The 21,197-nt window shown below is 59.4% G+C and carries 22 protein-coding genes; 10 read left to right on the top strand and 12 right to left on the bottom strand.

Features of this window, described 5'->3' with window-relative positions; all coding sequences use genetic code 11:
- Positions 1-3 precede the first annotated feature (3 nt).
- Together K3J57_RS09260 and K3J57_RS09255 are read left to right on the top strand one after the other, a co-directional pair.
- Complete coding sequence (locus K3J57_RS09260; RefSeq protein WP_259795520.1) at positions 4-1,704, top strand: sensor histidine kinase; 1,701 nt, start codon at positions 4-6, stop codon at positions 1,702-1,704.
- A complete protein-coding gene (locus tag K3J57_RS09255) occupies positions 1,701-2,939 on the top strand; it encodes a sigma-54-dependent transcriptional regulator (RefSeq protein ID WP_259777951.1) in 1,239 nt (412 codons plus the stop codon). Before K3J57_RS09260 ends, K3J57_RS09255 begins: the two co-directional genes overlap by 4 nt.
- A 58-nt stretch (positions 2,940-2,997) precedes the next feature.
- On the opposite strand, the gene K3J57_RS16090 is transcribed toward K3J57_RS09255, so the two are convergent.
- Entirely contained in the window at positions 2,998-3,294 is a 297-nt protein-coding gene (locus K3J57_RS16090) for an HNH endonuclease (protein WP_375542839.1), read from the bottom strand.
- A 717-nt stretch (positions 3,295-4,011) separates the two neighbouring features.
- On the opposite strand from K3J57_RS16090, the gene K3J57_RS09250 reads away from it, so the two are divergent.
- From K3J57_RS09250 to K3J57_RS09240, 3 genes are all read left to right on the top strand, one after another.
- The gene (locus K3J57_RS09250) at positions 4,012-5,013 is read left to right on the top strand and encodes a DctP family TRAP transporter solute-binding subunit (protein ID WP_259795518.1); all 1,002 of its coding nucleotides are present in this window, start codon (positions 4,012-4,014) and stop codon (positions 5,011-5,013) included.
- A gap of 162 nt (positions 5,014-5,175) precedes the next feature.
- On the top strand, positions 5,176-5,862 hold the full coding sequence (locus K3J57_RS09245) for a TRAP transporter small permease (protein WP_259783856.1): 687 nt from the start codon (positions 5,176-5,178) through the stop codon (positions 5,860-5,862).
- Positions 5,863-5,865: 3 nt separating this feature from the next.
- Positions 5,866-7,257, top strand: coding sequence for a TRAP transporter large permease (locus K3J57_RS09240; protein ID WP_259774184.1), 1,392 nt, complete (start codon positions 5,866-5,868; stop codon positions 7,255-7,257).
- A 278-nt stretch (positions 7,258-7,535) separates the two neighbouring features.
- On the opposite strand, the gene K3J57_RS09235 is transcribed toward K3J57_RS09240, so the two are convergent.
- From K3J57_RS09235 to K3J57_RS09210, 6 genes are all read right to left on the bottom strand, one after another.
- Positions 7,536-7,724 carry a YgaP family membrane protein gene (locus tag K3J57_RS09235; protein ID WP_173486610.1) on the bottom strand — a complete coding sequence of 63 codons (189 nt, stop codon included), beginning with the start codon at positions 7,722-7,724 and terminating at the stop codon, positions 7,536-7,538.
- An 89-nt stretch (positions 7,725-7,813) separates the two neighbouring features.
- The gene (locus tag K3J57_RS09230; RefSeq protein ID WP_259783854.1) at positions 7,814-8,473 is read right to left on the bottom strand and encodes a Crp/Fnr family transcriptional regulator; all 660 of its coding nucleotides are present in this window, start codon (positions 8,471-8,473) and stop codon (positions 7,814-7,816) included.
- Positions 8,474-8,655: 182 nt separating this feature from the next.
- Complete coding sequence (gene mmsB / locus K3J57_RS09225) at positions 8,656-9,528, bottom strand: 3-hydroxyisobutyrate dehydrogenase (RefSeq protein ID WP_259783852.1); 873 nt, start codon at positions 9,526-9,528, stop codon at positions 8,656-8,658.
- 11 nt (positions 9,529-9,539) lie between these two features.
- Entirely contained in the window at positions 9,540-10,568 is a 1,029-nt protein-coding gene (locus K3J57_RS09220) for an enoyl-CoA hydratase/isomerase family protein (RefSeq protein WP_259790926.1), read from the bottom strand.
- A 59-nt stretch (positions 10,569-10,627) separates the two neighbouring features.
- Positions 10,628-11,779 (bottom strand): acyl-CoA dehydrogenase family protein, encoded by a 1,152-nt coding sequence (locus tag K3J57_RS09215; protein WP_259795513.1) that lies wholly within the window; start codon positions 11,777-11,779, stop codon positions 10,628-10,630.
- Positions 11,780-12,058: 279 nt separating this feature from the next.
- Positions 12,059-13,192, bottom strand: a complete 1,134-nt coding sequence (locus K3J57_RS09210; protein ID WP_259795509.1) for a carboxylate-amine ligase — start codon at positions 13,190-13,192, stop codon at positions 12,059-12,061.
- Between the two features lie 198 nt (positions 13,193-13,390).
- Here K3J57_RS09210 and K3J57_RS09205 point away from each other — a divergent pair, with 198 nt between their 5' ends.
- On the top strand, positions 13,391-13,828 hold the full coding sequence (locus tag K3J57_RS09205) for a hypothetical protein (RefSeq protein WP_259795505.1): 438 nt from the start codon (positions 13,391-13,393) through the stop codon (positions 13,826-13,828).
- Between the two features lie 89 nt (positions 13,829-13,917).
- Here the strand turns inward: K3J57_RS09205 and K3J57_RS09200 are convergent, their stop codons facing one another.
- Together K3J57_RS09200 and K3J57_RS09195 are read right to left on the bottom strand one after the other, a co-directional pair.
- Positions 13,918-14,367, bottom strand: coding sequence for a hypothetical protein (locus K3J57_RS09200; RefSeq protein ID WP_259795501.1), 450 nt, complete (start codon positions 14,365-14,367; stop codon positions 13,918-13,920).
- A 257-nt stretch (positions 14,368-14,624) separates the two neighbouring features.
- The gene (locus tag K3J57_RS09195) at positions 14,625-16,124 is read right to left on the bottom strand and encodes a CoA-acylating methylmalonate-semialdehyde dehydrogenase (RefSeq protein ID WP_259774192.1); all 1,500 of its coding nucleotides are present in this window, start codon (positions 16,122-16,124) and stop codon (positions 14,625-14,627) included.
- A gap of 262 nt (positions 16,125-16,386) precedes the next feature.
- On the opposite strand from K3J57_RS09195, the gene K3J57_RS09190 reads away from it, so the two are divergent.
- The 3 genes from K3J57_RS09190 to coaD all read left to right on the top strand — a co-directional run bounded on the left by K3J57_RS09190 (position 16,387) and on the right by coaD (position 18,514).
- Positions 16,387-17,286 carry a LysR family transcriptional regulator gene (locus K3J57_RS09190; RefSeq protein WP_259795498.1) on the top strand — a complete coding sequence of 300 codons (900 nt, stop codon included), beginning with the start codon at positions 16,387-16,389 and terminating at the stop codon, positions 17,284-17,286.
- A gap of 78 nt (positions 17,287-17,364) precedes the next feature.
- Complete coding sequence (locus K3J57_RS09185; protein WP_173486600.1) at positions 17,365-17,799, top strand: CBS domain-containing protein; 435 nt, start codon at positions 17,365-17,367, stop codon at positions 17,797-17,799.
- 223 nt (positions 17,800-18,022) lie between these two features.
- On the top strand, positions 18,023-18,514 hold the full coding sequence (gene coaD / locus K3J57_RS09180) for a pantetheine-phosphate adenylyltransferase (RefSeq protein WP_259790905.1): 492 nt from the start codon (positions 18,023-18,025) through the stop codon (positions 18,512-18,514).
- Positions 18,515-18,543: 29 nt separating this feature from the next.
- Here coaD and K3J57_RS09175 read toward each other — a convergent pair whose 3' ends face one another.
- On the bottom strand, positions 18,544-19,431 hold the full coding sequence (locus tag K3J57_RS09175; RefSeq protein ID WP_259795495.1) for a LysR family transcriptional regulator: 888 nt from the start codon (positions 19,429-19,431) through the stop codon (positions 18,544-18,546).
- A gap of 92 nt (positions 19,432-19,523) precedes the next feature.
- Between K3J57_RS09175 and K3J57_RS09170 the strand changes: the two genes are divergently transcribed.
- Entirely contained in the window at positions 19,524-19,745 is a 222-nt protein-coding gene (locus K3J57_RS09170; RefSeq protein WP_259790900.1) for a hypothetical protein, read from the top strand.
- A gap of 120 nt (positions 19,746-19,865) precedes the next feature.
- Here the strand turns inward: K3J57_RS09170 and gap are convergent, their stop codons facing one another.
- Positions 19,866-20,867: a type I glyceraldehyde-3-phosphate dehydrogenase gene (gap, locus tag K3J57_RS09165; protein WP_259790899.1), complete on the bottom strand. Its 1,002-nt coding sequence runs from the start codon at positions 20,865-20,867 to the stop codon at positions 19,866-19,868.
- Positions 20,868-21,010: 143 nt separating this feature from the next.
- Entirely contained in the window at positions 21,011-21,154 is a 144-nt protein-coding gene (locus K3J57_RS09160; protein ID WP_055189513.1) for a hypothetical protein, read from the bottom strand.
- Between the last annotated feature and the right edge of the window lie 43 nt (positions 21,155-21,197).

Raw genomic sequence — 21,197 nt, 5'->3', positions numbered from 1 at the left:
CTCATGGTCAAGTCTTTGCGATCCATATGGGTTCTTGCCTTTCTTGTGACGGCTTTGCTGTTTTCAGCAGGGGTCTGGCTTGTTTCGTGGCAATCTGCGTTGACGGCATTGGAAGAACGGGGGCGTATCGACCTGACGCTGGCCTCGGACCGCCTGACCCGCCACCTGCTGCGCTATCGTGAACTGGCGGTTCTGCTGGCCGATCACCCGGAGATGGTGGCACGGCTCAAGGGGCAGGGGGGGGCCAGGGACGCATCGGACCTGCTGCGTGAGATGGTGGACAAGACCGGTGCTGCGGCGATCACCCTTGTGGATCGTGACGGGCAGGTTCTGGCCACCACCAAACCGGGTGCCTCAGCGCCGGATCCGAAAACAGCCCCGCTGGCGCGTGCTTTGAACGGGGCGCTGGGCCGGGCAAATGGGACGCGTTTGGCGACCAACGGCATGACCCGGCGTATGTTCTCCTTTGCGGCGCCGGTTTTTGCGGGGCCGGGGCCTGCGCGTGGCGCCGTTGTCGCCGAGGTTGATATCTGGCTTTTTGAACAGAACTGGCCAACCAGCGCCGCCGCGGTCTATTTCGTCAATGATCAGGGACAGGTTTTTGTGACCAACCGCTCTGAACTGACGCTGACAAACCGGTTCGGCGATGAGGGGTTTCCGGATCACAGCAAGACCCGCTGGTTTGGTCATGACATCTGGTCGCTGAGCGGCGGCCCCTATCTGCCCGGACATGCGTTGCATCTGGCGGCCGATTTGCCGGTGATTGACATGACCGGAGAGATCCTGCTCGACACCTCTCCGACCATTCGCACCGCAAGCCAGCAGGCCGCCGTGGCGGTGGCGGTCTTTCTCGTCTTCGGTGCGGTGCTTTTGGTGCTGGCGGAGCGGCGCCGTGCCCTGTCTGATCGCCTGTCGGTGGAAGCGGCGGTGAATGCGCGGCTTGAGGCGCGGGTCGCCGCGCGCACCCGTGCCTTGCGCGAGGCCAATGACCACCTGCGCCAGGCCCAGGCGGATCTGGTTCAGGCGGGCAAACTGTCGGCTTTGGGGCAGATGTCAGCCGGGATCAGCCATGAGCTTAACCAGCCGCTGATGGCCATTCGCAGCTTTGCCGACAATGGCACGGAATTCCTCAACCGGGGCGCGCCGGAACAGGCGGGCGTCAATCTGGGGCGGATTTCGGAACTGGCGGGGCGGATGGACCGGATCATCAAGAACCTGCGCGCCTTTGCCCGCAATGAAAGCGAACCCCTGGGACGGATCGACATTGTGCATGTCCTTGATACCGCTGTGGATCTGACCGGTGCGCGGCTGCGCGCAGAAGGGGTGGCGCTGCGCTGGGCCCGCCCGTCAGGCCCGGTGTTCGTGCGCGGCGGAGAGGTGCGGCTTGGGCAGGTATTCGTCAATCTGATCAACAACGCCGCGGATGCCATGATCGGACAGGAGCGCCGGGAAATCACCCTTGAGCTGACCCGCGCGGACCGTATCAGCGTCAGTGTCTGCGACACCGGCCCCGGCATCGCGGACCCGGACAAGATTTTCGAACCCTTTTACACGACCAAGGAAGTGGGCGAGGAAGGGATGGGCCTCGGCCTGTCGATCTCTTATGGTCTGGTGCAAAGTTTCGGCGGCGACATTCGGGGCCGCAACAGTGATCAGGGTGCGGTGTTCACCGTGGAACTCGACCGATGGGAGGAGGGTGCATGACCACGCAGGTGCTGCTTGTAGATGATGATGCGATGGTGCGCGAGGCACTGGGTCAGACGCTGGAACTGGCGGGGTATGACGCGGTGCTGGCGGGCAGCTACATCGAGGCGAAAGACCATGTGGCGCGCGATTTTGCGGGCGTGGTGGTCAGCGATATCCGGATGCCGGGCAAGGATGGGTTCCAGCTTCTTGATTGGGTGCAGGGGGTGGATGGCGACCTGCCGGTGATCTTGCTGACCGGCGAAGGTGACATTCCGATGGCGGTGCGGGGCATGACCGCCGGCGCCTTTGATTTTCTGGAAAAACCCTGTGATACCAATGTGTTCCTTTCGGTGGTGGAGCGCGCCCTGGCGACGCGCTCGCTGATCCTTGAAAACCGTGCGCTGAAACATTCGCTGGAAAAGGGCGATGCCGCGTCACGTCTTTTGTTTGGCGAAAGCGTGCTGGCCGAGGAGCTTCGGGCGCGGGTGCGGGCGGTGGCCAAGATGCAGGCCGAAGTGTTGATCTGCGGCGAGCCGGGATCGGGCACTGCCAAGGTGGGCGAGGTGGTGCATCTTCTTTCCGCAGGGGCGATGCGGCCCTTGGTGAAACGCCCGGCGGCGGGGCTGACGCCGGAGGGGTTGGCGGAGGCGTATGAGCGGGCCGAAGGGGGGACATTGTTCCTCGATGAGATTGCCGCTCTGGACCCATCGACGCAGTTTGCGCTTTTGGACCTGTTGGAAAAACAGGGGCAGACCCGTGTGGTGGTGGGCACTTATCGCGATCTGGCCGCGGAGGTCGCGGAAGGCCGGTTCAACCCGGATCTTTTCTACAAGCTCGACGTGCTGCGCGTGCGTATCCCGGCCATTCGCGAACGCAAGGACGATATTCCGGTTCTGTTTCGCCATTATGTGTCGATCGCCAGCGAACAGGCGGCACTGACCCCGCCGGAAATCAGCCAGGAGGTGATCTCGCAACTGATGGCGCAGGATTGGCCGGGCAATGCGCGGGCGCTGATGAACACGGCGATGCGCTTTGCCATGGGATTAGGCTTGGGCGACGTGGAGGATGGTGAGGGCGAACGCCCGGGCCTTGCCCAGCAGCTCGCCCAAGTGGAACGCACCCTGCTGATCGAAGCCCTGCGGCGACACGGCGGCGGCGCCACGGCGGCGGCCCGCGACCTGAAACTCCCGCGTAAGACCTTTTACGATAAGCTCACCCGCCATGGGATTCGGGCGGAGGATTATCGGGGGTGATTGCCCGGATTGCGGACGATTTGTTGCCATCCTGCGAGTTGTTAAAATTGGGGCTTGTTCACCAACGCGAATTTCCGCGCCCGTTGAGCGCAGTAGTGGGAGGGTGCAACTGAGGCCACTTTCCCATCTTCAGTCGGCTACGCACCTGATTTTTGTAGGCATCCGGTGAAAGGGGTCGCTTTGCGCGATGGCGAGTACTGTTACAGTATTTACAGGCCGCCACGATGTTTGTTGGAGAGGTGGGCCCACCTTCAGATGCGGCTACTAAATGTTCTGCAGTGCATTGGTACAAACTTGCCAAACGCCTGGATATGGAATGAGTCGAACAGAAATTTTCTGACGACCCCAGCCACATAGGCTGGTTGCAATAAAAGCAGAGGCCATCTTGAGAAGCGTATTTTTGATTTCGGATTTTTTGTAGTTTTTTTGACATTTCACAACCAGTTTTCGAAAAATTCGAGAACTGGTCGCGAAGGTTTGTAACCTTTTCACAGGCACCGCCTACAGGTTTCTTCAATGCCTTAGCTCTTCACCACGGAAGATGCCATCTTGGCTATTCTTCCGCATTTCGTAAACTAGGACCATTGTAATTTTTGTCAATTGCAGAATGAACTTTCTGGCGTTGGTCAACTTAATATGTGAAGGCGAAGCAGCTATGTCACGATTTTCCTTGGACACACCTATGGAGAGGAAATACATCCGGTATTAGATGTGAGTTATAGACACTCTGGGCTCATTCCGGCCACTGGGTATGCGATGCGACCTCATCCACGATGAGCTGATTCGTTCCAGTTTGCTGCAAAAGCCATGGTGATTCGCCCGATCCGGTCTCGCGCAATGTGCGAAAAACCGCACACACTGAAAATGCCCTGTGTGGAAATTCGCCCACTTGACCAGCCCACGCAATTCCCAATCTGCCATTAACTCAGGCAATCTCATGAAAAATAACGTAAAAATTCAGCGTTAGCGCAACCTCTGCCTCTCCCCTTGGCAGGTCCGTCCCCCCATGCCCCAATGGCTGCAACATCCGTTTTCAGGATGTAGGAAGCAATTCTGTCTGGGAGGACATCTTATGAAATTCCTTACTCTGGCCGTATCGGCCCTCGCTCTGACCGTTTCCATGGGCACCGCGCAGGCCGCCTGTGATGACGGTGAGATCGTGATCAAGTTCAGCCATGTGACCAATGCCGACAAGCACCCGAAGGGGATCGCCGCGTCGCTCTTGGAGAGCCGCGTGAACGACGAGATGAACGGCAAAGCCTGTATGGAGGTGTTCCCGAACTCGACCCTTTATAACGACAACCAGGTGCTGGAAGCGATGCTGCAGGGTGACGTGCAGATGGCCGCCCCGTCGCTGTCGAAGTTCGAAGCCTTCACCAAGAAATTCCGCATCTTTGACCTGCCCTTCATGTTCAAGAACATGGATGCGGTGGACGCGTTCCAACAGTCGGAAACCGGTCAGGCGATGAAAGAAACCATGACCCGTCGTGGCCTTCTGGGCCTCGCGTTCTGGCACAATGGTCTGAAACAATTCTCGGCCAACAAGCCGCTGGAAATGCCGTCTGACGCAGCAGGCCTGAAGTTCCGCGTGCAGACCTCGGACGTGCTGGTGGCACAGATGGAAGCAATCGGGGCAAGCCCGCAGCCGATGGCCTTCTCAGAAGTATACGGCGCGCTGCAGACCGGCGTTGTGGATGGTCAGGAAAACACCTGGTCGAACATCTATGGCAAGAAATTCTTTGAGGTGCAGGACGGCGTGACCGAAACCAACCACGGCATCATCGACTATCTGGTCGTGACCAATGTGGACTGGTGGGAAGGCCTGCCGGGGGATGTGCGTGACCAACTGGCACAGATCCTGAAAGAAGTGTCCCAGCAGCGCAACGGCGAAGCCTTTGCCGTGAACGAGGCCGCCAAGCAGTCGATCATCGACGCCGGTGGCGTGGTGCGCCAGCTGACCGACGAACAGCGCGCGGCCTGGGTCGAAGCCATGAAACCGGTTTGGGCACAGTTTGAAGGTGACGTAGGCGCCGAGAACATCGCTGAAGCACAGAAAACCAACGCAATGTACTAAGCCACTCACGTGTTACGAGTTTCTGCGTGACATCCGGGGCCTGTCCAGAAAATGGGCCCCGGGTTTTCCCAAAATCCTGACATAGCCGCCTGCAATCAATCGACCGGAATGAGGGTTTCAACCGGGTTGCCAGGCCGTGAGCGGGGACGAGAAGGGGGCGAAATGAGCCATTCATCCACACATAAAACAGGTTTCGAAGAGACGGCGATTGCCGTGCTGCTCGGCCTGATGACCATGATCACCTTCACCAACGTGGTACTGCGCTACGTGTTCAACAGCTCGATCATCTGGGGGCTGGAGGTGGTGCTGATCCTCTTTGCCTGGCTTGTGCTGTTCGGTGTGAGCTACGGGGTCAAGATCACGGCCCATCTGGGCGTCGACGCGCTGACCAATGTGTTGCCCACAGGGGTCCGCAAGACGGTTGCGCTGATCGCAGCGGCGGTCTGCATCGCCTATGCCTTCCTGCTGCTCAAGGGGGCGTGGGATTACTGGGCGCCTTATGCCGCGCTTGACCGGACCTCGGGGCGCTGGTTCCCGACCGGGTTCGAAAAGACCCGCGACCAGGCCTGGTATATCACCGATCAGGTGCCGATGCCCGATTTCCTGCGCTTTTTGGAAGGCTGGATCAACCAGGGTGAGGCCTATGACAAGCTGCCACGCGTGATCCCCTATGCCATCCTGCCGATTGGTATGGCGCTGCTTTTGTTCCGGTTCTTGCAGGCCACCCTGCGGATCTGGTCTGGGCGTCAGGACAGCCTGATCGTAAGCCACGAGGTCGAAGACGAAATCGACCAGCTTCAACATGATGATGATGACGGCGATGACGCCGCACAAAAACCGGGGACCTGATCCATGGATGTAGTCTTTCTTTTTCTGATGGTGATCGGGTTTCTGATGATCGGCGTGCCCATTGCGGTGGCGCTGGGCATGAGCTCGATCCTCTTCCTGCTGCTCTTCTCCGACACCTCGCTCGCGTCGGTGGCGCAGAGCTTTTATCAAGCGGAAGCGGGGCATTATACGCTTCTTGCCATTCCGTTCTTCATCCTTGCCTCCAGCTTCATGTCCACCGGCGGCGTGGCGCAGCGGATCATCCGCTTCTCGATTGCCTGTGTGGGCCATATGCGCGGTGGTCTGGCAATTGCGGGTGTGTTTGCCTGTATGCTGTTTGCAGCCCTTTCCGGATCGTCGCCCGCCACCGTGGTGGCAATCGGGACCATTGTGATCGCGGCGATGCGCCAGGTGGGCTACACCAAGGATTTCGCCGCCGGTGTGATCTGTAACGCGGGCACGCTGGGCATCCTCATTCCGCCCTCGATCGTGATGGTGGTTTACGCCTCCGCCGTTGAGGTATCCGTGGGCCGCATGTTCCTGGCCGGCGTTATTCCCGGCATCATGGCCGGTGTCATGCTGATGATCGCGATCTACGTGATCGCCACGATCAAGAATATGCCGAAAGGTGAGTTCGCGGGCATCAAGGAAGTGCTTGAGAGCTTTGGCGATGCGGTCTGGGGTCTGTTGCTGATCGTGATCATCATGGTGGGTATCTATGGCATCCCCGGCATCACCGGTGCGCTTTTCACCCCCACCGAAGCGGCGGCTGTTGCCTCCGTGTATGCGTTCCTCGTGGCGACCTTCATCTATCGCGATATGGGGCCGCTGGCGGACAAGGGTAATGGCAAGAAAACCGTGTTCCAACGCCCGCAGGCGCTGATCACCGCGTTTTTCCACGAAGACACCCGCAAGACGCTGTTTGACGCGGGCAAGCTGACCATCACGCTGATGTTCATTATCGCCAACGCGCTGATCCTGAAACATGTGCTAACCGACGAGCAGATCCCGCAGCAAATCGCAGGCGCGATGCTGTCGGCTGGTTTCGGCAAGATCATGTTCCTGATCATCGTCAACGTGATCCTGCTGATCGGCGGGCAGTTCATGGAGCCCTCGGGCCTGATCGTGATCGTGGCACCGCTGGTGTTCCCGATTGCCATCGAACTGGGTGTGGACCCGATCCACCTGGGCATCATCATGGTGGTGAACATGGAAATCGGCATGATCACCCCGCCGGTTGGTCTGAACCTCTTCGTGACCTCGGGTGTTGCCGGGATGCCGATGATGAAGGTGGTGAAGGCGGCTGCACCCTTCCTGGCCGTGCTGTTCGTCTTCCTGATCATGGTGACCTATATCCCGTTCCTGTCGACCTGGTTGCCGACCACGCTGATGGGGCCAGAGATCATAACGAAGTAGATATGTCCCGGGGAAGGGGCTCTGCCCCTCGCGAGGCAAGCTCGCTTACCCCGGAGTATTTGAGCCAAGAAGAAAGGCGCGGGTTTTCGGACCTGCGCCTTTTCGCTTTCTAGATGATTTCCCCAGGAGGGGCCGCGCACAAAAAACAGGAGCCGCGACTTGCGGCCCCTGCGGACTGGCTACTTACAGACTGAAACTCAGCTGTGGTCTGGGAATGTGAACACAGCGGTACAACTCAACACTTCCCTAGGGATACAGTGTAAAAGTTGCAAAAAGCTTTATTGTTTCATCTTGCAGGTTTTAATGCCCAGAATAGCGTAGGGCGGGCACCAGCCCAAGATGGCGGTGGCCATCGGCACGATGCCGATCCAAGCCCAGATCGGGCCGCCCATGATGGCCCAGACAATCAGGGCCGCGCCGATTGCGATTCGGATAATGCGGTCGATGCCGCCGATATTCTTGGTCATGAGACGTCTCCTGTTCTATCTGGCATCAGGATAGAGGAGGGGGGCGGGCATGGCATGTGACCCTGTCACACAGAGAGGAAAAAACCTGCTCAGAATGCCGGGGCGCGGCAAATCTCTTCCAGCCCCTTTCGGTCCAGAACCGTCACAACCCCGCGTTCATGGGCCACCAGCCCGGATTGTGCCAGCCTGTCAAGCCGACGCGAGATCACCTCGCGCGCCGTGCCGATGGCGCGTCCGATTTCGGCCTGCGTCATTTTCAGGCAATTGTCAGGCCCCGCCCGGTCAAGGATCAAGGTCGCAAGCCGCGCCTCCACCGACATGAAACTGACATTTTCGATCAGTTGCATCATCGCCTGCATTCGTTCCGCGAACGCCCCGAAAACGAGGCGGCGAAATCCGGGAGAGCTGTCGATCAGCGCGAAAAACACATCTTTCGGAATGAGAACAAGGCGGGACGGGCTCTGGGCCATGGCCTCCGCGGTGTATTCCTCCCCGCCCAAAAGGCCCAGGGTGGACTGGATGCAGCTCTGACCGGGGGCCACACGATAGAGCAGAATGTCACGCCCGTTGGGTCCGATCAGGTTCACTTCCACCTGCCCCGAAAGCATGACAACATAGCCCTTCACCGCTTCGCCCGGTGCAAACAGAATGGCCCCTTTGGGCACATCCAAAGGGGCCAGCGTGTTCAAAAGAGCACGGGCCGGGGCGTCCAGCCCGGCCATCTCGTCGCTGTCCTGCGTCCAGCTCATGCGAACCTCCCACAGTTCGTAATCTCTTTTTACCATGTTGCAGATGCAACGACATGGCGCAGATGGTCACACCTTGTTAAAAACTCCGCCCCCGTAAAAGACAGAGCCCCAAACCGCGCCCCTTTTTCTTGCCCAAAATACCTCGGGGGTTCGAAGGGGGCAGAGCCCCCTCGTCGCCGATGTCAGTTGCGCCCGCGCTTTTCAAACCGCGGCAGCATGGCCGAGAAATCCATGCCCTGCCCATCCTCGTCCTCGACAAAGCTGGTGTAAAGCTCGGTGGCGCGCAGCCCCATCGGCGTGTCCGCATCCGCAGCTTCCGCAGCCTGCTGGCTCAGACGCAAATCCTTCAGCATCAATTCTGCCGCAAAGCCCGGCTTGTAATCATTGTCCGCAGGGGATTGCGGCCCGACACCCGGTGCGGGGCAATAGGCGTTCATGGTCCAGCTATAGCCAGAGGAGGTCGACACCACGTCAAACATTTTCTGGCGATCCAGACCCAGCTTGTCGGCCAGGGCAAAGGCTTCGCAGGTGCCAACCATGGTGATGCCGAGGATCATGTTGTTGCAGATTTTAGCGGCCTGACCGGCGCCGGAGGCCCCGCAATGCACCGCTTTCTGCCCCATGATGTCAAACAGCGGCTCTGCCTTGGCAAAAGCATCATCCGAGCCGCCTGCCATGAAGGTAAGCGTGCCACCCGCAGCCCCGCCAACGCCGCCTGAAACCGGTGCGTCCACCGCGAGCAGCCCCGCCGCCACCGCCTGTTCCGCCACCGCGCGGGCACTTTCCACATCCACGGTTGAGCAATCGACAAAAGCCGCACCTGCGCTCATCGCAGGGATGATCTCATTGGCAACGGCCCGCAGGATCTGGCCATTGGGCAGCATGGTGACCACCACGTCGGCACCGGTCGCGGCCTCTGCGCCCGAGGCCGCCATGGTCACGCCTTCGATGTCGACCGGTGCCATGTCGAACCCGACAACCTCGTGGCCGGCCCCCGCCAGGTTGGCCGCCATCGGGCCGCCCATATTGCCTAATCCGATAAATCCGATTTTCATGTTTTTCCTCCTCAGAATGTCAGTTCCAACGCGCCCAGATCGGCCTGCATGATGGCAAGATCCTGTTCTGGCAGGGCGTCGATGTCATGTTTCCAGCGCGGGCTGCGGTCCTTGTCGATGATCGCGGCACGAATACCCTCGATGAAATCCCCATGTTCCATGGCCCGCGCGGTAAAGCGGTATTCCAGCTGCAACGCGTCGCGCAGATTGCGGTTGCCTCTGAGCTGATGCAGCATCCAGATCGTGTACGCCAGCGCCAGCGGAGAGGCCCCCTCGATGACCTGCAGCGCTGCGCGCGCCAAGTCTCCCTCTGCCCTGCGCAACCGCGCAAGCAGCAGGGGCAGGGTGGGGGCATCAAACAGCGCGTCAATGTCGGACCTTGCGGCCATTACAGGGCCTTCGGGGGCAGGCTGGGCTGCCGCGGTCAGGCAGGTCACATCACCGGTTGCCTCAAGTGTCTCTATCAGGGCAGGCCAGTCCGCCTCGGGAATGAACAGATCCGCAAAGCCAAGGGCAATTGCATCCCCCGCTTTCAGGCGTGTCCCGGTCAGGCCTGCATAAAGCCCGGTCCAGCCCGGTGCATTGGCCAGCATCATTGAACCGCCCACATCCGGCACCAGGCCAATCAGGCATTCGGGCATTGAGATCTTGCTCGTCTCGCCCACAATCCGATGCGATCCGTGGCAGCCAAGGCCAACCCCGCCCCCCAGCACCAGACCGTGCAGAAAGCTGATGATCGGTTTGGGATATTCCCGCAGCTTGGCGTTCAGCCGGTATTCGTCACGCCAGAAGGCCTGTCCAAAGGCAAAGTCGCCCCGGATGCCGCTGTCATAAAGCGCGGCAATATCGCCCCCGGCCGAAAAGGCCTTTTCACCGGCCGCATCCATGATGATCACGCCCACCGCGTCGTCGTCGCGCCAGACCTCCAGCGCGCCCTCGACTTCGCGGCACATGTCATGGGTGACGGCATTCAGCGCCTTGGGGCGGTTAAGGGTGATGCGCCCGGCCTTGCCTATCCGTCGCGTGGTGATATCGGTCATATGCCCGTCTGTCCTGTTGCTTTGTTGTCCGGGCCTTACGCCCCCGTCAAGCACAGGGTTTACCCCCGATCCCGTTCGATGAGCAACTGGCGTGAGACAATCAACCGCATGATTTCATTGGTCCCTTCAAGAATTTGATGCACCCGCAGGTCGCGCACGATCTTCTCGATCCCATAATCCGAAAGATAGCCATAGCCCCCATGAAGCTGCAAACAGCCATTGGCCACGTCAAAGGCGGCATCCGTCACCATCAGCTTGGCCATGGCGCAGAATTTCGACGCATCATGCGCCCCATTGTCCAGCTTCCACGCCGCCTGGCGCAGGAAAATGCGCGCCGCCTGCAGCCGGGTCTCATATTCCGCCAACCGAAATTGCAGCGCCTGAAACTGGTCGAGAGTCTTCCCAAAGGCCTTGCGCTCACCCATATACTGAAGCGTCAGATCCAGCGCCTTCTGCGCGCCCCCAAGAGCCCCGGCCGAAATGTTCAGGCGGCCCCCGTCCAGCCCCGCCATCGCATAGGCAAAGCCCTTGCCCTCTTCCCCCAGCAGATTTTCCTCAGACACCAGACAATCGTCGAACTGCACCTGAGAGGTCGGCTGCGCCTTCCAGCCCATCTTGCGTTCATTGGCGCCGAAACTCAGACCCGGTGTGCCGTTTTCCACCACCAGGGTCGAAATCCCCTTGGGGCCATCCGCGCCGGTCCGGCACATGGTCACATAGACATCCGAATAATTGCCGCCCGAAATGAAGGCCTTGTTGCCATTCATCCGATACCCGCCATCAACCTTCTCGGCACGGGTTTTCAACGCGGCCGCGTCCGAGCCCGAACCGGGTTCAGTCAGGCAATAGGAAAAGATCTTCTCCATCGAACACAGGTCCGGCAGCCACTTGGCCTTGTCCTCGGGCGTGCCGAATTTATCAATCATGCCGCCGCACATATTGTGGATCGACAGAAGCGAACCGACCGACGGGCAGGACATCGCCAGTGCCTCGAACACCAGCGTTGCATCCAGACGCGACAGGCCCGAGCCACCATATTCCTCTGACACATACACCCCGCCAAGCCCCAGCTCAGCCAGCCCTTTCCAAAGGTCACGTGGAATGGTGCCTTCGATCTCCCACGCCTCGGCATGAGGGGCGATATGCTCCTCGCCAAAGCCCTTGGCCATGTCGAAAATAAGGGTCTGTTCCTCGGAAAGCGCAAAATCCATGCCGGTCTCCTCCCGTCCGCGTGATTGGCTTGCGTGAACGCTATCGGCCAATTCTTTCAGGAGTTTTTCAGCCAGCGCCCGCCACCGGAAAAAATCGCGCCTCAGACATGGGGCTGAGCGCCCGGGCTTTCGCTCATTTTCTGGTCAGAAATATCCCGGGGTTCGAGGTGCTCCTCGGAATTGATCTGGGGGATCAATTCGCCCGAAGAACGGGCGGAGCCCAGACAAAGTCCGAGGGGCAGAGCCCCTTCTCGCCGTGCGCAGCCGCCGCCGAGTGGCTTACAAATCTGCGTGGTATTCGTCGATCAAATGGCGCACCACGTCCTTCAGCGCCTCGGGGACAGGTTTTTCCGCCTCAACCGAATCCAGAAACACCGCGCGTTGGCGATCAGCGGGGACGCCTTGGGTCAGGATGGCGCGGGCGGCTTCGACCTCGGCCGTGGATCCCAGCGCCGCCGCATCCTCCTCCACCAGGGTGAGCATATCCTCAAGCAACTGGTCAAACGGGATAATTTCACCGCAGCCAAAATCAATCAACCCACCGGACACGCCGTATCGCTGGGCCCGCCAGCGGTTCTCGGCGATGAGGAAATTGTCATAGGTGCGCCAGCGCTGGTTTTTCTGCTTCAGGCGCCACAGCATCCGGGTCAGGGCCTGGATCAGGGCAGCAAGGCTGAGGGTGTTTTCCAACCGGGGCTGCACATCACAGATCCGCGCCTCGATGGTCGGAAAGCGCGAGGAGGGGCGCAGGTCCCACCAGATTTTTGAACTGTCCTCGATCACGCCGATATCCACCAGCGCCTGCACGGACCGCTCATATTCGGACCAGCTGGACAGATGGGGCGGCAGGCCGGTGCGGGGCAGGTTGTCAAAAACCGTCAGACGGTAACTCGCCAGCCCGGTATCTTCGCCCTGCCAGAACGGGGACGAGGCCGACAGCGCGAGCAGGTGGGGCAGGAAATAGCTCAGCTGGTTCATCAGGTCGATGCGCGTGTCGGGGGTGGGAATGCCCACATGCACATGCATGCCGCAGATCAGCATCCGCCGCACCACGCCAGCCAGGTCGCGGCGCAGATCGTTGTAACGGTCCTTGTCCACGTGATGCTGGTCTTTCCAGTCGGCAAAGGGATGGCAGGAGGCCGCGATCGGCGCAAGATCATAGCGCGCGGCATGTTTGGAGACAGCGGCGCGCAGATGTTTGAGATCCTCACGCGCCTGCGCCACATTGGCGCAGACCTTGGTGCCGATCTCGATCTGGCATTGCAGGAATTCCGGGCTGACCTGCCCCTCCAGTTCCGCCAGACAATCCTGCATCATCTGGTCCGGGGCGCGGGCCAGTTCATAACTGTTGCGGTCGACCAGAAGGTATTCTTCTTCGATGCCGATGGAAAAAGCCGGTTCCTGACGTGCCATTTGCCCCCCTTTTGCGGGGCGAAGTGGCCACCCTGCCTGATCATCATGCAGGAAATCGCCCGGTGGGCAAGCGCCGCACATGTGTTTTGCCAGTAAAGGATTGCTTGCAGGGCGGAGTTGGTTAACATGTGACGCAATCGGCGCCGCTTGGGCCGCTGATGCGGTAATGGGTTTGCGCAAGTCACGAAGGAGGAGGGGATGCCTCAGTCAGCGCGGTATTATCCGGACCTGAAACTGGTCCATGTCCGGCTTTGGGGGGCGATCAGCATGACCTCTCTGGCGGGGCGGATGGCGGAATGGATGTATGGGTTCCATGTGCCAAAGGGCTATGTCTGCCTGACCGATTCACGTGCCCTGCTTGCGGTGGACAGTTCTGAGACCGGGATGAAAGAACTGGTCAATCTGCAATCGAAAGTCTACGAAGACCTGCCGTGCCCCGAGAAGTGCGCCATCCTTGTCGACAGCCCGGTCGGCTTTGTGCTCTCACGATTGTTTGAGCAGATGGCCGAAGGGGTGCTGGAGGAGCAGGTCAGCCTGTTTCGCGCCGAACAGGACGCGCTGCGGTTCCTGGGCTTTGAAAGCGCAGATCTGGATGCGCTGCTGGGGGACCAGCGAAATGTGCAGCACATGGATTAAGCAGCACAGGGATGAAAGCGTGTCCAATTGAACTGAACACGCTTTCATGCGTTTCGATATTCCGTTGATCAGCGCGATAGGAAAACGCGTTAGGCCGAAGCCGCCGAGGCGTTGCGCTCAGCACGTTCCAGATGATCGCGCAGGGTCTCAAGCCGTCGCTCCGAACGGTGCAGAAAAGCCAGGGCTTCCTCTTCCTCTCGCATCACCGCCAGATCCAGCGCCAGCTCCCCCTGCGCCAGTTGTTCCAGCATACGACAGGTGCCAAAGGCCAGATCACCGGGGGCCCAGATCGCGATGCGGTTGGGCGGGCGATGGGTTTTCTGTCGCGCTTTGCGTGCGCGCACCAGCGTGGCCATGCCGGTGAAACTGCAGTCAATATCGGTGGCCCCGGACAGGTCGATCAGCGCATCATACCCTCCGGGCGGGACGGGATGGTCTTGCAGGTCTGGCAGCAGGAGGCCCAGCTGAGACAGCCCGATTTCCCCGGACAGGGACTGACACAGCAATGCGCTGGTGGGAAAATACTCACTCTTCACCATTTCAGTATCCGAAAAACAATCAGTGGTTGTTGAAAATGCTAAGTTATTGCGCGAGGGAAGTCGATTCAATTCACTGAAATATTCCATAATTTATGAAAATAAAAGGAAAAATCTATTTTTACCGATTTTCCGATGAACAACCCAAGCGGTAGTTTGCGGGGCTGGGATGCATAAAAAACGCCCCGAGATTTCTCTCGGGGCGCTCTGGGTCTTAACGGTTCCTCAGCCCGCAGATTGCGCGGATCTGATGTTATGGATCAGTCCATGGCCTTGAAGTTGAACTCGCCACCTTCCTTGATGCCCGACGGCCAGCGCGAGGTCACGGTTTTGGTGCGGGTGTAGAATTTGAACGCGTCCGGGCCGTGCTGGTTCAGATCGCCAAAGCCCGATTTCTTCCAGCCACCAAAGGTGTGATAGGCCAGCGGAACCGGGATCGGAACGTTGATGCCGACCATGCCGATGTTGATCCGGTTGGCGAAATCACGGGCGGTGTCACCGTCGCGGGTATAGATCGCGGTGCCGTTGCCATATTCGTGGTCCATGGCATAGCCGATGGCCTCTTCATAGCTTTCCGCGCGCACCATCGACAGAACCGGGCCAAAGATCTCTTGCTTGTAGATATCCATGTCGGTGGTGACGTTGTCGAACAGATGCGGGCCAACAAAGAAGCCCTCTTCATAGCCCTGCAGGCTGAAGTCGCGGTTGTCCACAACCAGATCAGCGCCCTGATCAACACCGGTCTGGATCAGACGCAGGATGTTTTCCTTGGCGGCCGAGGTCACAACCGGGCCGTAATCCACGTCGTCGCCAGCAGTGTAGGGCGCCACTTTCAGCTTCTCGATGCGCGGCACCAGGGCGTCACGCAGCTTGTCTGCGGTCTCAGCCCCAACCGGAACAGCAACCGAGATCGCCATGCAGCGTTCGCCAGCGGCGCCGAAGCCCGCGCCGACCAGAGCGTCAGCTGCCTGCTCCATGTCGGCGTCGGGCATGATGATCATGTGGTTCTTCGCACCACCGAAACACTGCGCGCGCTTGCCGTTGGCGGTGGCACGCGAATAGATGTAATGCGCAATCGGGGTCGAGCCGACGAAAGCCACGGCCTGAACCGTGTCATTGTCAAGGATCGCGTCCACCGCATCCTTGTCGCCATTCACCACCTGCAGCACACCATCAGGCAGGCCTGCTTCTTTGCACAGTGCGGCCAGCATCAGCGGCACCGAGGGGTCACGCTCGGACGGTTTCAGGATCATCGCGTTGCCCGCGGCCAGCGCCGGGCCCATGCCCCAAAGCGGGATCATGGCGGGGAAGTTGAAGGGCGTGATCGAGGCGACAACACCCAGCGGCTGGCGCATGGAATACATGTCGATGCCGGGGCCGGCGCTGTCGGTGAACTCACCTTTCAGCATCTGCGGCGCACCGATGCAGTATTCGATCACTTCCAGACCGCGCTGCACGTCGCCCTTGGCGTCGGGGATGGTCTTGCCGTGCTCAGCCGACAGGGCCTCGGCCAGCTTGTCCATATCGCGGTTGATCAGGCCAACCAGTGCCATCATCACGCGGGCCCGTTTCTGCGGGTTGGTGGCGCCCCAGATTTTCTGGGCTTCGGCCGCGCTTGCAACAGCGGCGTCCAGCTCGGCCTTGGTGGCCAGGGCAACCTGTGCCTGCACTTCGCCGGTGGCGGGGTTGTAGACGTCAGCGGTGCGGCCCGAGGTGCCGTCGACCAGTTGACCATTGATCCAGTGACCAAGTTGTTTCATGGTGGTTCTCCCAAATTTCTGCGCGCAGGTTAGTCTTGCGTTTGTGCGGTTGGAAAGAGGGTATTTCTCAAAAGGGTTTTGCAAAAATGCAAAATGAGTGATAGCAGGAGAGGGGCGCTTCGGCTCACGCCTCAGCGCGCTGTTGGTGGCTCACTGCGTGAGCCTGATGGGGGGCTTTGCCCCCGCCTCACCCTGCGGGTGGGACTCCCCCAGGATATTTATGACCAGAAAATAAAGGGGAGGAGAGAGGGCGGAGGAAGCCTTGGACTGGGATGATCTGAAAGTGTTTCTGGCGGTGGCGCGGGCGGAAAGCCTGTCGCGGGCGGGCAGGGGGCTCAAGCGCGATGCGGCCACGGTGGGGCGGCGGGTGGCCAAGCTCGAGGGCGATCTGGGGCAGGTTCTGTTCACCAAGTCACCGCAGGGCTATGCGCTGACCGAGGCGGGCTCGCGTCTGTTGTCCCATGCGGAACGGGCAGAGCAGGCGGTTCTGTCCGGGGCGGATGAGCTGCGTGGACAGTCCGGGCAATTGTCCGGTCAGGTGCGGATTGGCGCCACGGATGGCTGCGCCAGTTATATCCTGCCGCAGGTCTGTGCGCAGATTCAGCGCCAGCACCCGGAGCTGGAATTGCAGGTCGTGGCGCTGCCCCGTGTGATCAACCTGTCAAAACGGGAAGCGGATATGGCGATTACCGTCAGCCCCCCGCAGGCAGGCCGGGTCACCGTGCAGCGGATCACCGACTATCACCTGCATCTTGCGGCAAGTGAGACCTATCTGCGGCACGCCCCCCGGCTGGAGCGGCTGGCGGATCTGCGGGATCATCCGATTGTGGGGTATATTCAGGACATGATCTTTTATCCCGAGCTTGATTTCCTGACCAAGCTGGGGATTGAGCGGGTGCAGCTGGCCTCCAACCTGGTGGCGGTGCAGCTGGGCATGGTGCGCCAGGGGGGCGGGGTTGGCATCACCCATGATTTCATCCTGCCTTTTGCGCCGGAACTGCGGCGGGTGCTGACCGACCAGCTGTCGATCACGCGGTCCTTTTATCTGGTGCGCCACGAAGGGGATGCGCGGGTGGAGCGTTTTGCGCGTGTGGCAGAGGAGTTGGCGCAGGGAATCCGGGCAGAGGTGGCGCGGTTGGAAAACATGGTAGAAACACTCTAAGGTGCCGAATGTTCTTGACATATTGTTGCGTGAGGGGTGACGCTGGAGACATAAATTATAATTCCCCAGGAGGTTCAGATGCTCGTCAGCCAAATTCTCAAAGACAAACCGATCAGCGGTGTTGCCACGATTAAACCGGGCAGTTCGATCACCGAGGCGGTGGCGCTTTTGTCGGAGAAAAAGATTGGCGCGGTGATTGTGTCCGAGGATGGCGTGCGCCCGGCGGGGATCGTGTCGGAACGCGATGTCGTCAGTGCCCTTGGGGCGTCGGGCACGGGGTGCCTGACCGACACTGTTGACAGTATCATGACCGCCAAACTGGTCAGCTGCGCCCCCGGCGACCGGGCCATTCAGGTGTTGCAGACCATGACCGAAGGTCGGTTTCGCCATATGCCGGTGATGGAAGGTGACGAGATGGTCGGGCTGGTGTCGATCGGTGACGTGGTCAAGGCGCGTCTGGATGAGCTGTCGAGCCAGGCCGAAGCGCTGACCAATATGATCATGGGCTACTGAGCGCATTTTAGCGCATTGTGCCGTTACGTAGAACTACGTGGCGGCACCAAAAGTCTTGAAAAACCACGCGCAATATTGTTGCGTGCGCCCCAGCTTTAAAGCGTTTCGACGTTCACCTGAGACAGGGAAAAGTCGAAACGCCGTAAGTGATAACAATGTTGTGGGCGCTTCGGAATAAACATGTGTCTCAAGTTTATCCCGAAACGCTTTAGGAGGCACGAATATGCGCGTTGGTCTTTATCCCGGAACTTTTGACCCGATCACGCTCGGGCATACCGACATCATCCGCCGTGCCTGTGCGCTGGTGGATCGGTTGGTGATTGGGGTGGCGATCAACACCGGCAAGGGGCCGATGTTCTCGCTGGAAGAACGCGTGGCGATGGTCGAAGAGGAATGCGCCAAGCTGGCCCAGGAAACCGGGACCGAGATCATTGCCCATCCGTTTGAAAACCTTCTGATCGACTGTGCCCATGATGTCGGCGCCCAGATCATCGTGCGGGGCCTGCGGGCGGTGACGGATTTTGAGTATGAATATCAGATGGTTGGTATGAACCGGGCGATGGATTCATCGGTTGAGACCGTGTTTTTGATGGCTGAGGCGAAATATCAGGCAATTGCCTCGAAACTGGTGAAAGAGATCGCCAAGCTGGACGGCGACGTGTCGAAATTCGTGACACCTGAGGTGAAAGAAAAGCTGCTCGCGAAAATCGGGTAAGGGGTGGCGCGACCCGGTTTGCGAATGTGCTATTTGTAAAGTGCGGCGTAGCGCGGGGCGAAATAGGTGATGAACGCCTTCACTTCCGGGCGCCGGTAGGCTTCTGGTGAAATCAGGATCAGATGTGGCGCTGACAGGTCCGAAATCCTGTCAAAACACGGGATTAGTCTCTCTTCTCCTTCGACAAGCTTTAAGTTGCTGATCCCCAGCCCCTGGCCCGACCGTATCGCGGCATGCATCAGGTCAAGCTCGCTATAGGTGGCGACAATCTGGTCCGGCTGCACCCTGCGCGTAAGCCATTCATGGAAAACATTCGGCACATCGTCCCGCTGGAAGGTGACGAATTTATGCCCGGCAAGATCGGTAAGGGACTGGGGAAGCCCATATTCTTCTGCATAGGACGGCCCGCCAAAAAGCGTCCAATGCGCGTCACTGACCTTTCGGCGGATCAGGTTGGGATCGGGATTGGTTCTGGCCAGACGCAGCGCAATATCGGCCTCGCCGGACATCAGATCAAGCGCCTTCACCGAGGGAATGAACTCAAACGCGACCTCCGGGTTTTCTGCTGAGAACTGATTTACAATATCAATCATGCGTGGGGAGAAATTGCCGGAATAGGCCGTGATCCGGATCGGTTTGCCCAATGCCAATTCGCCCGCCCGTTGCGCAAATGCCGACGTGGCAGCTTCGACCTTTTCCGCATGGCGCAGCAGGTCTCTCCCACTCTCGGTTGGCACGAAGCCCCGATTGCTGCGTTCAAAAAGGATCAGGCCGGTTGCATGTTCCAGCGCCTCGATCCGTCTTGCCACGGTGGGTTGTGCCATGCCCAACCTGCGGGACGCGGCAAGGGTGGAGCCCTCCCGGATAACTGCCAGAAAGACGCGGATATCAGACCAGTTGCGGAATGCGTTCTGCATTTTTGAAGAACAGCACAAAAAGGAATGCCGTTCCAGAAAAACCGATCATTTCCTAGCCTGAAGGCAGATCCACGGAACCGGAGGAACCGCAAATGACGTCCCTGACACATGTACCAAGTTTCTGGGAGAGGCTGACGGGGGGCATGTTCGGCCAGCCCCGCCCGGATCGCAACCGGGACCGCAGGTCGCCTTCACAAGAGGAACGGAAAGCCGAGCGGGACATTTTGAGAGATATGATGTGGAGCAATCCCGATGCCTGTGCAACCGAGAGCGATCTGCAAAATATGCTGCATATGTATCCGGGGCGTTTCTAACGCGTTTCGGGCTGACCCTGGAACACAGGGTTATTCCGAACCGCTTTAAGAGAAATAAACCCCTATGGAAACACAAAAGCCGGGGCGTTCCCCGGCTTTTGTTGTAACGTTTCGACGTGTTTACAGGTGTTTCCCCATTTCCGCTGCCGTATCCAGCATCCGGTTTGAAAATCCCCATTCATTGTCATACCAGCTGAGAATGCGCACCATATTGCCGTCCATCACACGGGTCTGATCGGTGGCAAAGGTCGAGCTTTCGGGGGCGTGGTTGAAATCCACCGAGACAAGCGGTTTGTCGGTCACGCTGAGCACCCCGCGAAGCGGCCCATGGGCGGCGGCATGTATCGCGGCATTGATCTCGTCTGCATCCGTGGCACGCGCCGCCTCGATGGTCAGATCCACGCAGGAGACATTCGGTGTCGGCACCCGGATCGCCACCCCATCCAGCCTGCCGGCCAGCTCCGGCAGCACCAGTCCGACGGCGCGGGCGGCGCCTGTGGTGGTGGGGATCATGCTCATCGCGGCGGCACGGGCACGGTAGAAATCTTTCTTGTGCAACCGGTCCAGCGTCGGCTGATCGCCGGTATAGGAATGCACGGTGGTCATGAACCCCTTCACGATCCCAACCGTTTCATGCAGCACCTTGGCCACCGGCGCCAGGCAATTGGTGGTGCAGGACGCGTTGGAGACATGCACATGGTCTGAGGTCAGGCTGTCATGGTTCACGCCATAGACCACGGTGTTATGTGCTCCCGAAGACGGGGCCGAAACCAGCACCCGGCTGGAGCCATTGCCAAGATGCACCAGCGCCTTGTCGCCTTTGAAAATCCCGGTGCATTCCAGGACAATATCCACATGCGCCCAGGGCAGGTCGTCGGGGTTGCGCATCGCGGTGACGGCAATCTTGCCGCGCCCCACATCCATCCAGTCTTCGCCATAGGTGACCGTGCCGGGGAACCGCCCATGAACGCTGTCAAACTCCAGCAGATGTGCATTCATCTCAACCGAGCCGAGATCGTTGATCGCCACCACCTCAAGATCGTCACGTCCCTGTTCCGCAAGCGCCCGCAGCACCAGTCTGCCGATACGCCCAAACCCATTGATGGCCAGTTTCACACTCATGTCGTCTTTCCTTCCGGGGGGCGCGCACAAGACGCTGCCGCATGTCATGTTGGCGCTAACATGACTTTTTTGGCGGAAAGGTCAAGAGAGGGTCACGCAGAAGTGCAACCCGTTGCCAAAATGTCAGATGAATACCAGGGCGATCAGCGCCAGAAGGCCATCCATTCGGTCAGCTCCAGGAATTTTCTCCCTAAGAACAAGCTGTTGGAAAGGTCTGATAGGGCATAATCCAGCCCCAGAGCGACCAGGATCACAAAGGCAATGGAAAAGGCGATCTGATTGGTCACAGGCTGCTCCTGTCGTTGAGGCCACGAAAGCGTTTCGACGTTC

It is taken from the genome of Aliiroseovarius crassostreae (genome assembly GCF_025137635.1).
GTDB classification, from domain to species: Bacteria; Pseudomonadota; Alphaproteobacteria; order Rhodobacterales; family Rhodobacteraceae; genus Aliiroseovarius; species Aliiroseovarius crassostreae.
Note: the sequence above shows the minus strand (reverse complement) of the source record. Positions and strands in the feature narration are given on the sequence as shown.

Coding starts and splice junctions, on each gene's coding strand:
- K3J57_RS09260 (WP_259795520.1), top strand. CDS start 4: ATGGTCAAGTCTTTGCGATCCATATGGGTTCTTGCCTTTCTTGTGACG.
- K3J57_RS09255 (WP_259777951.1), top strand. CDS start 1,701: ATGACCACGCAGGTGCTGCTTGTAGATGATGATGCGATGGTGCGCGAG.
- K3J57_RS16090 (WP_375542839.1), bottom strand. CDS start 3,294: ATGTGGCTGGGGTCGTCAGAAAATTTCTGTTCGACTCATTCCATATCC.
- K3J57_RS09250 (WP_259795518.1), top strand. CDS start 4,012: ATGAAATTCCTTACTCTGGCCGTATCGGCCCTCGCTCTGACCGTTTCC.
- K3J57_RS09245 (WP_259783856.1), top strand. CDS start 5,176: ATGAGCCATTCATCCACACATAAAACAGGTTTCGAAGAGACGGCGATT.
- K3J57_RS09240 (WP_259774184.1), top strand. CDS start 5,866: ATGGATGTAGTCTTTCTTTTTCTGATGGTGATCGGGTTTCTGATGATC.
- K3J57_RS09235 (WP_173486610.1), bottom strand. CDS start 7,724: ATGACCAAGAATATCGGCGGCATCGACCGCATTATCCGAATCGCAATC.
- K3J57_RS09230 (WP_259783854.1), bottom strand. CDS start 8,473: ATGAGCTGGACGCAGGACAGCGACGAGATGGCCGGGCTGGACGCCCCG.
- mmsB (WP_259783852.1), bottom strand. CDS start 9,528: ATGAAAATCGGATTTATCGGATTAGGCAATATGGGCGGCCCGATGGCG.
- K3J57_RS09220 (WP_259790926.1), bottom strand. CDS start 10,568: ATGACCGATATCACCACGCGACGGATAGGCAAGGCCGGGCGCATCACC.
- K3J57_RS09215 (WP_259795513.1), bottom strand. CDS start 11,779: ATGGATTTTGCGCTTTCCGAGGAACAGACCCTTATTTTCGACATGGCC.
- K3J57_RS09210 (WP_259795509.1), bottom strand. CDS start 13,192: ATGGCACGTCAGGAACCGGCTTTTTCCATCGGCATCGAAGAAGAATAC.
- K3J57_RS09205 (WP_259795505.1), top strand. CDS start 13,391: ATGCCTCAGTCAGCGCGGTATTATCCGGACCTGAAACTGGTCCATGTC.
- K3J57_RS09200 (WP_259795501.1), bottom strand. CDS start 14,367: ATGGTGAAGAGTGAGTATTTTCCCACCAGCGCATTGCTGTGTCAGTCC.
- K3J57_RS09195 (WP_259774192.1), bottom strand. CDS start 16,124: ATGAAACAACTTGGTCACTGGATCAATGGTCAACTGGTCGACGGCACC.
- K3J57_RS09185 (WP_173486600.1), top strand. CDS start 17,365: ATGCTCGTCAGCCAAATTCTCAAAGACAAACCGATCAGCGGTGTTGCC.
- coaD (WP_259790905.1), top strand. CDS start 18,023: ATGCGCGTTGGTCTTTATCCCGGAACTTTTGACCCGATCACGCTCGGG.
- K3J57_RS09175 (WP_259795495.1), bottom strand. CDS start 19,431: ATGCAGAACGCATTCCGCAACTGGTCTGATATCCGCGTCTTTCTGGCA.
- K3J57_RS09170 (WP_259790900.1), top strand. CDS start 19,524: ATGACGTCCCTGACACATGTACCAAGTTTCTGGGAGAGGCTGACGGGG.
- gap (WP_259790899.1), bottom strand. CDS start 20,867: ATGAGTGTGAAACTGGCCATCAATGGGTTTGGGCGTATCGGCAGACTG.